This window comes from Rhodococcus sp. USK13 (assembly GCF_018343855.1).
Lineage (GTDB): Bacteria > Actinomycetota > Actinomycetes > Mycobacteriales > Mycobacteriaceae > Rhodococcus_F > Rhodococcus_F oxybenzonivorans.
Window position 1 is genome coordinate 585,824 of the sequence record NZ_CP069242.1, and the last position, 13,661, is coordinate 599,484.

Below are 13,661 nucleotides of genomic sequence, written 5' to 3' on the forward strand. Positions count from 1 at the left end.
TCCACCCTCTGCCGCAAAATGCGCGCCCTGGGGATCGACGGAAGCCGGTTCCTTCCGCAGTAGCGCCAGTCGATGACGGAACCGTGCCGACCGAGACAGAGCGTCAGTCACCGGCTCGCGCCCACGCCTCGAGCATGCGCCTCGCAATCGAGGCTGCACCGGGCAACAACACGTGCGCATCCGACCGGCTCGTCCAATCCCCGGCAGCCAGAGCCTCCCGTACCTCCGCGCGGGTGCACCAGAGAGCTTCGCTGATCTCGCCATCCCTGAAGACGAGCTCGTCTCGGGGGTCGGCCGTCGCATGGAATCCGAGCATGAGGGAGCGCGGGAAGGGCCAGGGCTGACTTCCGACATAGACCACATCGGAGACCGTGAGACCGACCTCCTCTGCAACTTCCCGTGCCACACAGCTTTCCAGAGACTCGCCCGCCTCGACGAAGCCCGCGAGCGTCGAGAAATTCCGTGCCGTCCAGTTCGCCTGACGCGCCAGCAGTACTCGGTCTGCCCCGTCGTGCACCAGACAAATGATCGCCGGATCGGTACGCGGATATTCCTCCCGACCACACGCCGTGCACACGCGCATCCAGCCACCCGAGGTGATCGTTGCCGGCGCCCCATCCTTGACGCAGAAGGGGGCATCGTCTTGCCAGGTCAGCAATGCCACCGCTGTGACATACCGGTCAGTGTCGGCAGCGTCGAGGAGTGCTCCGTGTGAGCGCAGGTCACCGAGTTCGACCGCGGTTCCCGCAGAAGAATCCTCATCGGGGAACTCGTCGCGCACCGCCCACTCGTGGACCGAGCCACAGACGCCGAGCAACACGGCACGCGCGGGAGGCTCGGCGTACAGGTCGGCGGCCGGTTCCAGCATCAGTTGTCTGTCGACAAGCCGGACCTGACCGCGACCGTTCACGCGAAGTATTCGGGCATCCGGCCACGCCTCCACCCATGCAGCCGCGTCGTCACGCACCGAGACGGGACGACGCAGGGCACCACGTGACGTGGCCTGCCCGGTGTGTTCGACATACACCACTGGACTACAGCTTTCGGAACGAGCGAGCGACACTGTAGACGGGACCGTCGTTCGACGAACGACGGTCCCGTCGCGCCTATCGCGAGGCGAATTCAATCTGAACGGACGAATACGATTCGGCCATCACCGAAATGAATTCCTGGACGAGGCGCACATGATCGGGATGTGCCAGGTATGTGCGAAAGTCAGCGACGTCTTCGAAAGTCGCGGAGATTGCGTAGTCGCCGCTGCCGGGCTTGAGGGCCAGATCCCTTCCGTGACGGTATTCCACGACCTCCGGAATATTCTTCGAGACTGCGCTCAGAGCGTCGTGAAAAGACTGAATGTGCTCGTCACCGATGTCCTGCTTCCATTTAAACGTCACAACGTGATTCAACATGGTGAGAATCCTCCCTGGATTCGTGACTCGAACGTGGCATGGTCGGAACCCGGGTTGCGTTCCCGGCCAGATCAGTACAGAGATTGCTCCGACAACGCCACCGTCTCCCGAGCGTTCTCCACCATGGGGTAGTGCCCGGCTTTGCCCTGAACGGTCTTCAGATTCCCGTTCTTCAACGCCGCCAACGTGTCCCCGAGGTATTCGGCCGTGACAAACGGGTCGCTTTCACCCACGATCAGGGTGGTAGGCCCCTCGTACGTGCCCATCCGGTCGAGGAAGTCGGGACTGGTCCAGTTCTTCAGGTAGGACTCCCACGTCGCCTGGTCCATCGTCGAGCGGTTGCGGTCGACCAGGTTCTTCAAATCTGTCTCGTCGATGTATGGCGCCAAGGCGCCCCGGATGGCTGCACCCGGATCTGCCCAGGCCGCGGCAAAAGATTCGTAGGTCGCCTGGTCGAGAGGGGTACCCGCCGGGGAGACGGGCGTCAGTGCGACGACCGAGGTCACGCGTTCAGGTGCGAGGGTCGCCACCCGAAGAGCTGTGGTGCCGCCCATCGAATGTCCGAGAACGGAAAAGGTCGACCACCCGAGCTGATCGGCGGCGCCGAGGGCGACCGCGGCCATCCCGTCGATTCCGTCGGCCGGTGCCTCGGGACGGTTCACCCCGTATCCCGGAAAGTCGACGTACGCGTAGGTGAAGCGGGACTGATCCGTCAAGGCGCGTGCGGTGAGCCACACGCTGCTGTCCAGCGCCCAGCCGTGCAACACCAAGACCCGATGGTCACCGTTTCCTTCGATCGCTGCAATCGCGTTCATTGCCGTACCTCTCTGTCGGCGACGCTGAAATTTCAACCGTCGGTTGATCACTTTTGAATCAAACTAGAACCGCAGGGCGTCGGCGTGTCCGATTGTGAAACACACGCCCGTGACACCGGGGGCGCGGATGCGTGTGTGATTTTCGGACACTCCCGCGCCGAACGCACCCATAGGGTGGCTCCACCTGTCGGCTGAACAGACTTGCCCACGACACGAAGGAGAACACACCATGGCACTCGATCCTGCGGTACCAGGCAATTCGCCTCTCCATCCCGGAGTCCGAAACTCCGCTGCCGATCGTGGTGTACATCCACGGCGGTGGGCCACGGATGATGCACCGCGGCCCACGTGAACTGCTTCCGATCAGTTCGTCTCGTAGGCGTCGTAGCCGTTGGCCTGGACGTCGTCCCAGCGAGCGAAGTACTGCGGCACACCCCCCGAATAGTTCAGCATCTGCGTCGGGTTGCCGGGCACGTTCGCGCCCCAGTACCACGATCGTGCCTTCGTGAACATCGCGTTCAAAAACCAGGCATCAGCGCACCGAACCCGGCGACCTCCCCCCGCGAACCTCGTTGTGTCCCGGCCGCGGAAATCCTCGAAGTGCCCCGCCCGCCGCTGATCGTTCCTGCATGCCTCCACGGCATCCCAGCGGTGTGCAACACGCAGAGAAGTCATGTCGCACAACAACTCCGAGATCGTGTCCGGTACGCATCCCGTTCACTGCACCCACAGGAAAGACGATGAACACGCTTGAATCCCCACCGACCACACCGACCCGGGCCTCCGCGTTGGACTGGCAGCACCGCGGATCCTGCCGCGGGAGCGACACCGACATGTTCTTCTCCCCCGACGGTGAACGCGGATACGCTCGCGCCCGGCGTGAACGCGCCGCCAAACGAATCTGCCAGGACTGCCCCGTGCTCACCGAATGCCGCACCCACGCCGTCACCGCCGCCGAACCCTACGGAATCTGGGGTGGACTGTCCGAAGCCGACCGCAACCGCCGCAAACGGCGCACCGCCCGCGACCGGCGACAAACGAACCTTGCCACATCACAATCCACGGAAGGCAACCCCAAAGGCCCTACACATCAAGCCAGATGACAGCCACCAGGTGCGGAAGAGCATCCGCTGCCGATAACGACAGCGAATCATAGGCAAACGTTGGATCCAGACCCTCACGGGGGCGCCGGCCCGCCCAAATTCCCCACCACGGCTGATCGGGGCCGGAACATCGTGTGATGCCGCCATCTCGGCGTCGACCAGTCCGGCGAAGAGTTCACCGTCCACGTCATCCCACCACCTCGGATACCCGAAAGCGCCGAATCCGTGGTGGCCATGTCCGTCGCCTTTGCAAGATTGGCCCGCTGCGGGTGCCGCCCTCCTCCCCACCGACCTCGCACACCCCGCACCGAAACGGCACTGTCAACTCGAGCAGGTGTGGTCAGCGCTGGCAGGATCCTGGTCGTGACCAGCGCAGAAGTATCGTACAAGGGATTCGGTACCCAGCGGAGATCATCAGCCATTGCATCTGGCTGTACTACCGCTTCCCGCTCAGCTTCCGCGAGGTCGAGGAGTTGATGCTGCAACGCGGCGTTGTCGTCTCCCACGAGACCGTCCGGGAGTGGTGCCACAAATTCGGGCACACCTACGTCGCCCGGCTGCGCCGCCGCCGACCGCGACCCGGCGATAAATGGCACCTCGACGAGGTGTACATTCGCATCAACGGCCAACAACACTATCTCTGGCGCGCCGTCGACCAGCAGGGCAACGTGCTCGACATCCTCGTCCAGTCCCGCCGAAACACCAAGGCCGCCATAAAGCTCCTCCGCAAACTGCTCAAGGGGCTGCAGTATGTGCCGCGGGTCATCGTGACCGACAAGCTCGCCAGCTACCAGCTCGCACACAAGCAGATGCTGGCGTCGGTCGAGCATCGTCGGTCGAAGTACCTTCAGCAACCGCGCCGAGAACTCGCATCAGCCGACGAGGCAGCGTGAACGCGCGATGAAACGGTTCAAATCGCCCGGTCACGCGCAACGGTTTCTGTCCGCGTTCAGCGGGATCTCACCGCACTTCCGGCCGCGCCGGCATTTGCCCTCGGCGGCGGGATAGCGAGCTGAGATGGCCGGCCTCTTCGCGGCCTGGCAGGACGCGACCGGGACCGTCCCTGCCGCCTGAATCGCGAACAGCAGCACGAACAGTCACACCATTCATCCCAGAACAACTACGCTGACGCACCTTCCAGACAAGTCGACAGTGCCCAAATAACACTGTGTGCATCAGACCCGGGATGTTCACACTGATTCATATTTCGCATTGCGCCACCGGCTTCCCCGGGGTAGGTCGGCTCTTTACTGCAGGTGCCGGTAGAGCCGTCCGTGGTTGCTGAACCAGGCGACATTCCCATCGGACCCCCGAACGAAGTTGGATCGGGTGCCGGTAGGTTTGAGGTCGGGGCCAAGGTCGAGCCCATAGTCGGTCCTGTAAAACGCAAGGCCGAGATTCGGGGCTGTCTGCTCATCCGGCAGGTAGGTGCCATCCGGGGCGTCGCTCATATTGCCGACGAGCTGGCCATCTCTGCCGCGGAAGTTGATCACGACGGTCCCCAGGGTGCCCGATCGATCGATGTCGTCCGTGGCATACGCCCCCTCGTAGGGCGCCAACTCGGCCGTGCTCAACTTCTGGGGCGTCGCGGGCAGGTTACTGATTCCGGCGAAGCGGCGAAGCGACCAGTCCTCGGCGAACAGTTCGTTGAGCAGTTTCCCTCCACCCTCGGAATTGGTGAGCACGGTCATGGCGAAGTTGCGACTGGGCACCATGAAGAACCCGGATCGTTGACCCGCCCAGGTCCCGCCATGTTGGACAATCGTCTCGTTCTCCGCGGACGGCCGCAGCATCCATGACACTCCCATCCCGGTGAGTTCGACCTGAAGCGTGCCGCCGACGCCTGGATTGGAACGCATGGCGATGAGCGAGTCTTTGCTCATCAACCGATCCCCCTCGGGTGTAGTGCCGTCGCCGAGGTGGAAGCGCGCGTAGCGCACCTGATCCCGCACGCTGGAAATCAACGACCCGGTCGGGTTGCAACTGCGGGAGAAGAACCAGAAACCCGGATCCACAACGGCTTTTCCGTCGTCGACGTTGTGTGATGCGGCGATATTCCGGCCGATTATCTGGTCCGAGAAGAAGCGAGTGTGACTTAACTCGAGCGGGTCCAGCAGCATCTTCTGGACGGCGTCCTCGAAGACCGATCCCGTCACGACCTCGACAATCCGCCCCGCCACAACCAGCCCCGCATTGTTGTAGGCGAAGACCGTGCCCGGCGGGGTCTTTTGTGGGAGCCGGGTCATCGACGCCACAAACCTGGTTATCGCGTCGTCGCCTCGACCGAAGTCCTGGAGATCGTCACCGAGCCAACCCGACGTGTGGTTGAGCAGTTGTCGCACCGTCACCGTGGCGCTGGCTTCTGGATCGGCGACCGCGAAATCGGGCAGATACTGGCGTATCGGTGCCTCCAGATCGACCTTGCCCTCGTCGACGAGGCGTATCACGGTCGTTCCGGTGAACGTCTTCGTCGTGGATCCGATCCGGAACAGGGTGTCGCCGTCCACCGGTGTCGGGTGGTCGACGTTGGTGACCCCGTACCCCTTGATGTACTCCTCACCGTCGGCAATGACGCCAACCGCAACCCCGGGGATCGCGTAGTCCTTCATCGCCTTGCCGATCTTGGCGTCGAGCTCGTTGAACGCTTCCATCGCGTTCGCCGGGACGCTCGTAACTGTGGTGGTCGACTCCTTCGACGAACATGCCGGCGATACGAGCGCCGCCAACCCGGCGACCGCCCCGCCAAGCACCGCCCGGCGCGACAACTCCGGGCCACCGACGGCGAACACCTCGGTGGTCATCGGCGTGGCGGGAGAATGTCGTATGGCGGCAGTTGCGTCGTGTCCGTGCAGGATGTGTCCGGCTTCTCCGGATTGTCGAAGAACGACGCGATTATCTCGGCTCCGCACGGTGGCTCTGCATACACACCGTGTGCAGCTCCGGGCACTACTGCGACTATGGATTGCGAGAGATCCTTCGCGATGTAGTCGCCCCACACCGCTCCGGTCTGCCCGTCGTAGGTTCCCGACAGCACAAGCGAAGGGATGTCACTCACGGTGATGTCTCGGATCGAGTCCGGGGCCTTCGGCACGTCCCACACTTCGCAGGCGTCGCGCAGGAACGGCAGCTGCGGCGCTTGGGCCCGAACGGACTCCGGGAGTTCAGGGAATTCCTTTTCCGCCTGTTGCAATGACTGCTCGACGGTCTCGAACGGGATCCATTCACGGCACCAAATGCTCAGGGTGAGGCCCCAATGGAGGACGCCCCTCTCCGGATGCCCCCACACCTCGGCCCACCGCGACGCGATGGGCTGCGCATTCCCGTTTGCGAGCTCATCGACCGTTGAGGGGAACTCTTTCGGTAGATGGGTAGCTACGGGGACAAACCAGTTCAGCAGCATTCCGCCGTCGACGACAACCTTCGTCTCTCCTGCACCCTCAACGTTGACCGTCGTGGTGATGGGCTTCGCTTCAAGCTCATTGACCAGTCGGATGAACGTGGCCCCCAGGTCGGGATAGCGCTTCTTGCATGCTGGCTGGTCCTCGCACGCCTTGACCATGTTGTCGAATGCTTGGCGAGCGCTTGCCCAGGTCCACCCCAGGGCAGCAGCCGATGGAGGCGTCACGCCGTCGAACACGATCGACTCGATAGCGTCGGCGTCTTGACGCATGTAGATCAGCGCAAGATCGGTACCATACGAGTGGGAGAACACATTCCACTTCTCGAGGCCGAGTGCCTTGCGTAGATCAATCAGGTCATGGGTGCTCTCGGTCGAATTGAACGCCGAGAGGTCAACGGTGGGAGCCAGGCGGTCGTGGCACTCCGTCACCGCTTCTACATACGCATCCCGTGTGGACTCAGCATTCCACGCCATTCCGATCCTTTGTGCGAAGAACTCGAAAATCTCCGGGCACGGCAACGGCTTGCTGGACGTCATGTTGCCGCGCTGTCCCATCAGGATCAGATCGCGGTCACGGTTCAGCGGGACGTCCGGGTTGATCGGGGGATCCGTAACCGCATCCTGACCGGGCCCGCCCATGAGAAAGACGATCGGAGCCTTGGTCGGCGGCTGCGTTTCCGACGGAACGATCGCTACTGCCAAGCGCAAGGATCCGCTGCCTTCTTCGGTGCGGTTCACCGGTACCAACAAGTCCCCGCAGCGAGCATTCTCCAGCAGTGGGACCGGATTCGGCGTCTTCGCGCACGGACCCTCGACAAACTCCGCCGGCGGATGAGCCACAGTCGTCGGTGGCGAACTGGACGGATCGGAATTGTTGCCACACGCTGAGCTGACGAGAATCAAGACAAACGCAATCGCCGTTATCTGGCTCACAAACCGCATGTCGACCACCCTGAATGGCGACCGCCCGAACCTTGTGTTCGGGCTCGGCCCGAGTATTTACCCAGATAAATCCTGGCACACCCCGATACCGGAAGTTTGAGAACCGATGAAATCCGGCGATCCTTAGGCAGACGCTCGGTGATGAATCGAATCGTGCTCGGCCAGCGCGGTTGAAAACGCATTCCATAGGCGGGGCGAGATCGCCCGTCCAGTCGCTTGTCCATACGCGCGCCCACCGTCCCGCTCACGATCCCCTTAGAGGACACTCACTCGAACGGCCACCAACTTCGAAGCTGACGCGGCTCCCCGGTCGGGCCGCACCCACCGGCGATGATGGTCCCTATGGCCGCAGAACTTGTCCCGTGCGAGATGGACGAGTGCCAAGACGAGGCGACGCACACTGTGCGGATCCAACTAGCTGATCAGCCCGAAGAGACTGACAGGTGTGTCGATCACACGACCGCCAGCTCGAGACCGCAAATGCTTATACACACTTTTTTCGAAGTACCGGTAACGGTCAGCGGTGAAGTCTCGTTGCAGTAGGTCCGGCACGCCCGCGTCTGCGCCGGGTTCGGTGGTGATGCGGAACGGCCTGGGTTGGCACGGGACCAGTTCGTGTTCGCCCATGATCGAACGCACCAATTCCGGAGAACACTCGATACCGTCGGCCTGCAGGTCTGCGTGGATACGCCGATACCCGTAGGTACCGTGTGATGCGTCGAAAAAACTTGAACGTGTTGCGCCAGTTCGTCTCTACGCCTTGATGTCTCTGATTGCGGCCGGCTTCGCCAATCGTAAAATCCTGAGGTGGAGACTCCGAGCCAGCGGCATCGGTCGATGACGGTGTTGCCGCGGAGTCGTCCGCGACGTAGGAATCGATGAACTCGTACGTCGCCACTACCGTGGCTTCCGCGCGAAGTACGAGGCAGCCTTTTTTCAGGAATGCTGTCTCGGCGTGGAGTTCCCGGTTCTCGCGTTCGAGTTGGTTCAGGCGGGCTCGTTCGGTGAGGGTGAGTTCACTGTCTGCACCGCCTCCGTGGGTATCGCGGTACTTGGTCAGCCATCGCCGCAGGCTGCCGTCGCAGACCCCGTAGGCCTTGGCGACTTCGCTGATCGGTTTGGACGACTCGATGACCTCCCGGCACAGTTCATCCTTGAACTCTGTCGAGAACGATCGCCGTGATCTGCTCATGCTGGTAGGACTCATTCCAGTAGATCCCCATTCTAAGCGGGGCCACTGTCCGAAATCCTCGGGCCGATCAGGTGTCCGAGCGATTCGGTGACCGAGAACGCCAACACTGCGGCAGGATGCGGTGGTTCCGGGGTAACTCCGCAGCCCGTTGTCCTGGCTCTCGGCTCCTCAGAGTGAGAGCAACCGCTGGAAAAACTCGCGGTACCGCTTAAGCGCGAGACGAAGATCCTCCGTCGAGCCCTCTTCACCCCGCGCCCACTGCTCCTCGAGCCGCGAACGGGCCTCCGAGAATCCGGTGGTTATCCGATCGACAACGTCCGACACGAGACCATCGGCCTTCTGCACACACTCTTTGGGATCATCGACGAAGCCCGACTGAACCTCGTCCCAACGCGAGCGGAGGACCGACAACTCGTCCTCACCGAAAAGTGTATGATTAGACGCTGATTCGGTCTCCTGAGCGGACGGTTGGGCTTGCTCCGTCGAGCGGACGGGCTCATCAGTCGAGCGCTGGTCCTCAACCGGAGAACTAGAGGTGTCCGTGGACCGCTGGTCCTCAACTGGAGAGCTGGAGGCGTCCGTCGATCGCTCGGTGCTCTCAGCTGCAGGGCCGGGAGCCTCGGTCGACGATTCGGTTGTTTCGGCCCGCGGTGCGGTTCCCCCACCCGTAGTGCCGGGCGCCGTCGTCGGTGATTCAACCCGCCCGGTCGCGCTGGCGCTCCCGGCTTGCTGATCTGGGGTGGTCATGAGTGCGTCTCCTTAGGCTTGTCTTTGTTCTCATCCGTCTCGAGCAACTGCTCGAATAGCGCCCGATAGTGCACGAACGCCTCACGCTGATCCTCGGTACCGACGTCGCCCTGCTCCTGCGCTAAGTAGATGCCGTGCGCAGTTCGGTAGTTTTCGACGACCTTCGGATGGTCGACCGAAATGTCGGCCGCCCGCTGATCGAAGTCGTCGATCGGGTAGCCGCGCTCGCGCATGACCTGGATGACGAGCTTGTCCGCAGCGCCCACCGCGCTCGACGGATTGTCGACGAACTCGATCTGCACCGTCCGCCACGAGTCGGCGTACTTCGCGTGCGCCTCGGGCGTCAACGCGACGATATCGAGCTTCTTCCGCTTTCGTTCGCGCGCGGCGAGCTCGTCTTCCGCGGCGTCTAGGTTGCCGACCTCTCCCACAGTTCGCTCGTATTCGGGACCAAACCGTCCCCTCAGCCGTTCCGTCCGCTGACGACTGCTGACCGAGCGTGCAACGATGACCGCGACCACGGCAATCACGACGATAACCGCGATCAAGATCCATCCCCAAACAGGCATACCACAGACCTCCTCGTCCCTCGAACGGGATACCCGCGCGGCTTGTTCGGAAACGCAATTGCGCTGCACACCCCGCCGAATCGGGTGACCCCCTCGGCGCGCCTGAGACAAACGGTTGCTCCGAAGGGTCCAGCGTTGCCGGCCATCCTGGTGCGCGCGAAATAGTCGCTTTGCGCACCGGACAGTCGACGCCGGACGCCGCTCGTCGTCCCCTGTGTGAAGATTTTCGCTGCCTGTCTACAGACATTGTCCATGTGGGCGAACCACCACGACCTCTCGGAGCTCACACTCGCAATCCCCGAGCTTCATGCACGACGAGCGCGACTCGCCACGGCAGGGGCCAATCTCCAACTCAATCCCGAAACTGTCTCAGCGGCTCAGGATTTAATGTGCCGGCTGTGTTCAGGGCGGCGAGCGGGTGTGCGCCTTACGGCCCACCATCAACTCACCGACGACTGGGCCGCACATTCCGGCGGTGCAGCCTCTCCCGGACTCGGGTCGCAGCGGTACCGAACCTACGACGCATGCGCGCACCGGCCACATCCCCAGCAGCCGGAAGAACACCGTCATGACCGTGCCACCGCACGGGGAGCCGGATCCCCCGCAATCGGCGTCATCGTCGTCCCCACAGGGCCGCGGTACACGGCGATTCCCCTACCTCGACGAGTTGGGCCGGAGAAGTCCGGCGCCTACAACGATGACGTCGACGTGGTGCATGTCATTCCTCCCAGCAAGTCAGTCATTCGATCGACTTACTTGTATGGCGGCATCGGCCGGTTCAGCGCTCTTCCTGTCGGACGGCCTGCTTCCTGCCGCTTCGCTGGCGCGTAGGTCCTTGCGGAGGATCTTGCCGGCGGCCGATTTCGGCACCAGGTCGATGAACTCGACCTTGCGGACCTTCTTGTGCGGGGAGACCTTCTCGGCGACGAACGCGATCACCGCGTCCTCGTCCAGGTCGGCACCGGGCTGGCGGACCACGAACGCCTTGGGCACTTCCTCACCCTCCTCGTCGAGGACGCCGATCACGGCGGCGTCGGCGATCTGCGGATGCGTCAACAACAACGCCTCCAACTCCGCGGGCGGCACCTGATAACCCTTGTACTTGATCAACTCCTTCATCCGGTCCACGATCGTCACCACCCCCTCGGCATCGACCGTCGCGATGTCCCCGGTATGCAGATACCCGTCCGCATCCAGGGTTTCCGCGGTCGCCTCCTCGTTACCGAGATACCCGGCCATGATGTTCGGGCCCTTGCACCACAACTCCCCCGCCGCGCTGACTCCCTCGGCCGGCTGCTCGATCTCCGCACCGGTCCCGGGATCGACCAGCTTGCATTCCATGTTCGCGATGCTCGGACCCACCGAGTCCAGCGCAATGTCATCCCGGTCGAACGGAATGACATGCGAGACCGGGCTCATCTCCGACATCCCGTACCCCTGCCGCACCCGGCACCCGAGCCGGTTCGCCACCGCCTTGCCCAGTTCCTGATCCAGCGGGGCGGCCCCGGAGAAGATCGAGTGCACACTCGACAGGTCGTACTGATCGATCAGCGGATGCTTGGCCAACGCCACCGCCACCGGCGGGGCGATGAACACATACGTGCACCTCTGCTCGGCGACGATCGTCAAGAACTCGACCAGGTCGAACTTCGGCATCGTCACCAGCGCGGCCCGCTTACGCAGGGCGGCGTTGAGCAGCACCGTCATCCCGTAGATGTGGAAGAACGGCAGCACCGCGAGGACTCTGTCGTCGGCGCGGATCCCGATCGGCCGGTCGATCTGGCAGACATTCGCCACCAGGTTGCGGTGGGTGAGCATCACCCCTTTCGGCCGGCCGGTGGTGCCCGAGGAGTACGGCAGCACCGCCAACTGGGTGCCCGGGTCGAACGACACCTCCGGCGCCGGCGCGCCCTCGGCCAGCAGATCCTTCAGCGACGGGTGCCCGTCCGCGCCGTCCAACACGATCACATGCGCGGCCGGGATCCCGACCTGCGCGGCCGCGGCCTTCGCCTGCGGCAGCAGCGGGGAGACGGTGAACAGGAACTTCGCCTTCGAGTCGGTGAGCTGCTTGGCGATGTCCTCGGCGGTGTACAACGCGTTGATCGTGGTCGCGACCCCACCGGCCCGCAGGATCCCGTGGAACACCGACGCGAATGCCGGCACGTTCGGCGAATGCAACGCCGCCACCTCACCGACGGCCAGCCCGCGCGCCGCGAGCGCCCCCGCGACCCCGTTGATCTGGCCGATCAACGACCGATAGGTGGTGACCGCACCGGAAGCACCGTCGATCAACGCCGGCCGATCCCCCTCGGCCTCACCGACCTGGCCGAAGAGGAAGTCGTAGACGCTGAGGTTCGGAATCTCGACGTCCGGAAACGGGCTCTTGAAGCTCACTGGGGCCTCTCCCTCGAAATGTTGCAGCAGTGGGGAATTGGGTATCGCAGTACGGTTGCCGGGCTGATTCAGCGGCGGAGCTGATCGGGCAGTGTGCGGGTGATGATCTGCTGAGCCTCGGTGAGGATCGAGCCGACCACTTCCTCGCAGCTGCCGATGTCGTGGATCAGTCCCTGGGCCTGACTTGCCCACCACATGCCGCCTTCGACGTCACCGTTTCCGTAAACCTGTTCGCGGCCGCGGGCGCCACTGGCCAAATGGGCGATGTCATCGAAGGTCGCACCCGGTTCGCGGGAGAGGGTCGCGATTTCCTCGGAGACCGAGTTGCGGGCAACGCGGGCGGAGTTGTGGAACTCGCGGAAGACGATGACGGTGTCGCGTTCGGTGTTGTCGACGATCTGTTGTTTGACGTTGTGGTGGATGGGCGCCTCGGTGGTCGCCATGAAACGGGTGCCCATGTTGACCGCGGATGCGCCGAGCGCGAGGGCGGCGACGAGTCCGGCGCCGGTGGCGATTCCGCCGCTGGCGATGATCGGGATCGACAGTTCCCGGGCCGCGGCGGGGATCAGCACGAGCCCGGGGACGTCGTCCTCGCCGGGGTGCCCGGCGCACTCGAATCCGTCGATGCTGATGGCGTCGACCCCGAGTCGTTCGGCTTTGAGGGCGTGCCGCACCGAGACCGCCTTGTGGATCACCTTCACCCCGGCAGCCTTGAACGAAGGGAGGTGCGGCCCAGGGTTGCCGCCTGCGGTTTCGACGATGGTGATGCCGCTGTCGACGATGGCATCGCGGTATTCGTCGTAGGGCACCGGCTGGAGGGTCGGCAGGATCGTCAGGTTGACGCCGAACGGCTTGTCGGTGAGGTCGCGGCAGCGGGCGATCTCCTTCACCAGTGCCTCGGGGGTGGGTTGGGTCAGGGCGGTGAGGAATCCGAGTGCCCCGGCGTTGGCCACGGCGCTGATCAGATCCGGGGTGCCGACAGCGGTCATGCCGCCGCACACGATGGGGTGCTCGATCCCGAAGGTCTCGGTGAAGGTGTTGGTGAACATGTGCTTCCTTGTTCGGGGTGACCCGCCTACTAGCGGGAGGA

At 63.4% G+C, this 13,661-nt stretch carries 11 protein-coding genes and 2 pseudogenes; 2 read left to right on the forward strand and 11 right to left on the reverse strand.

Features of this window, described 5'->3' with window-relative positions:
• Nucleotides 1–103: 103 nt before the first annotated feature.
• The 4 genes from nudC to JQT59_RS05525 all read right to left on the reverse strand — a co-directional run bounded on the left by nudC (nucleotide 104) and on the right by JQT59_RS05525 (nucleotide 2,737).
• Nucleotides 104–1,030: an NAD(+) diphosphatase gene (nudC, locus tag JQT59_RS05510; RefSeq protein ID WP_213575205.1), complete on the reverse strand. Its 927-nt coding sequence runs from the start codon at nucleotides 1,028–1,030 to the stop codon at nucleotides 104–106.
• 76 nt (nucleotides 1,031–1,106) lie between these two features.
• Nucleotides 1,107–1,409 carry a Dabb family protein gene (locus tag JQT59_RS05515; protein ID WP_213575207.1) on the reverse strand — a complete coding sequence of 101 codons (303 nt, stop codon included), beginning with the start codon at nucleotides 1,407–1,409 and terminating at the stop codon, nucleotides 1,107–1,109.
• 71 nt (nucleotides 1,410–1,480) lie between these two features.
• Nucleotides 1,481–2,224, reverse strand: a complete 744-nt coding sequence (locus JQT59_RS05520) for an alpha/beta fold hydrolase (protein ID WP_213575209.1) — start codon at nucleotides 2,222–2,224, stop codon at nucleotides 1,481–1,483.
• 363 nt (nucleotides 2,225–2,587) lie between these two features.
• On the reverse strand, nucleotides 2,588–2,737 hold the full coding sequence (locus JQT59_RS05525) for a hypothetical protein (RefSeq protein WP_213578378.1): 150 nt from the start codon (nucleotides 2,735–2,737) through the stop codon (nucleotides 2,588–2,590).
• A 227-nt stretch (nucleotides 2,738–2,964) separates the two neighbouring features.
• Between JQT59_RS05525 and JQT59_RS05530 the strand changes: the two genes are divergently transcribed.
• Together JQT59_RS05530 and JQT59_RS05535 are read left to right on the forward strand one after the other, a co-directional pair.
• A complete protein-coding gene (locus JQT59_RS05530; RefSeq protein WP_213575211.1) occupies nucleotides 2,965–3,327 on the forward strand; it encodes a WhiB family transcriptional regulator in 363 nt (120 codons plus the stop codon).
• A 380-nt stretch (nucleotides 3,328–3,707) separates the two neighbouring features.
• Nucleotides 3,708–4,401: pseudogene (locus JQT59_RS05535) on the forward strand (IS6 family transposase).
• Nucleotides 4,402–4,574: 173 nt separating this feature from the next.
• On the opposite strand, the gene JQT59_RS05540 reads toward JQT59_RS05535, so the two are convergent.
• From JQT59_RS05540 to JQT59_RS05570, 7 genes and pseudogenes are all read right to left on the reverse strand, one after another.
• Nucleotides 4,575–6,128: a serine hydrolase domain-containing protein gene (locus JQT59_RS05540; protein WP_213575213.1), complete on the reverse strand. Its 1,554-nt coding sequence runs from the start codon at nucleotides 6,126–6,128 to the stop codon at nucleotides 4,575–4,577.
• Nucleotides 6,125–7,669 (reverse strand): alpha/beta hydrolase, encoded by a 1,545-nt coding sequence (locus JQT59_RS05545; protein ID WP_349306999.1) that lies wholly within the window; start codon nucleotides 7,667–7,669, stop codon nucleotides 6,125–6,127. Before JQT59_RS05545 ends, JQT59_RS05540 begins: the two co-directional genes overlap by 4 nt.
• A 513-nt stretch (nucleotides 7,670–8,182) precedes the next feature.
• Nucleotides 8,183–8,861, reverse strand: a pseudogene (locus JQT59_RS05550) (transposase); the annotation flags it as partial.
• Between the two features lie 168 nt (nucleotides 8,862–9,029).
• Entirely contained in the window at nucleotides 9,030–9,608 is a 579-nt protein-coding gene (locus JQT59_RS05555) for a hypothetical protein (RefSeq protein WP_213575218.1), read from the reverse strand.
• Nucleotides 9,605–10,177, reverse strand: coding sequence for a hypothetical protein (locus tag JQT59_RS05560; RefSeq protein WP_213575220.1), 573 nt, complete (start codon nucleotides 10,175–10,177; stop codon nucleotides 9,605–9,607). The genes JQT59_RS05555 and JQT59_RS05560 overlap by 4 nt, the downstream gene beginning before the upstream one ends.
• A gap of 735 nt (nucleotides 10,178–10,912) precedes the next feature.
• On the reverse strand, nucleotides 10,913–12,571 hold the full coding sequence (locus tag JQT59_RS05565) for an AMP-binding protein (RefSeq protein ID WP_249354150.1): 1,659 nt from the start codon (nucleotides 12,569–12,571) through the stop codon (nucleotides 10,913–10,915).
• Nucleotides 12,572–12,639: 68 nt separating this feature from the next.
• Nucleotides 12,640–13,620 (reverse strand): NAD(P)H-dependent flavin oxidoreductase, encoded by a 981-nt coding sequence (locus JQT59_RS05570; protein ID WP_213575222.1) that lies wholly within the window; start codon nucleotides 13,618–13,620, stop codon nucleotides 12,640–12,642.
• Between the last annotated feature and the right edge of the window lie 41 nt (nucleotides 13,621–13,661).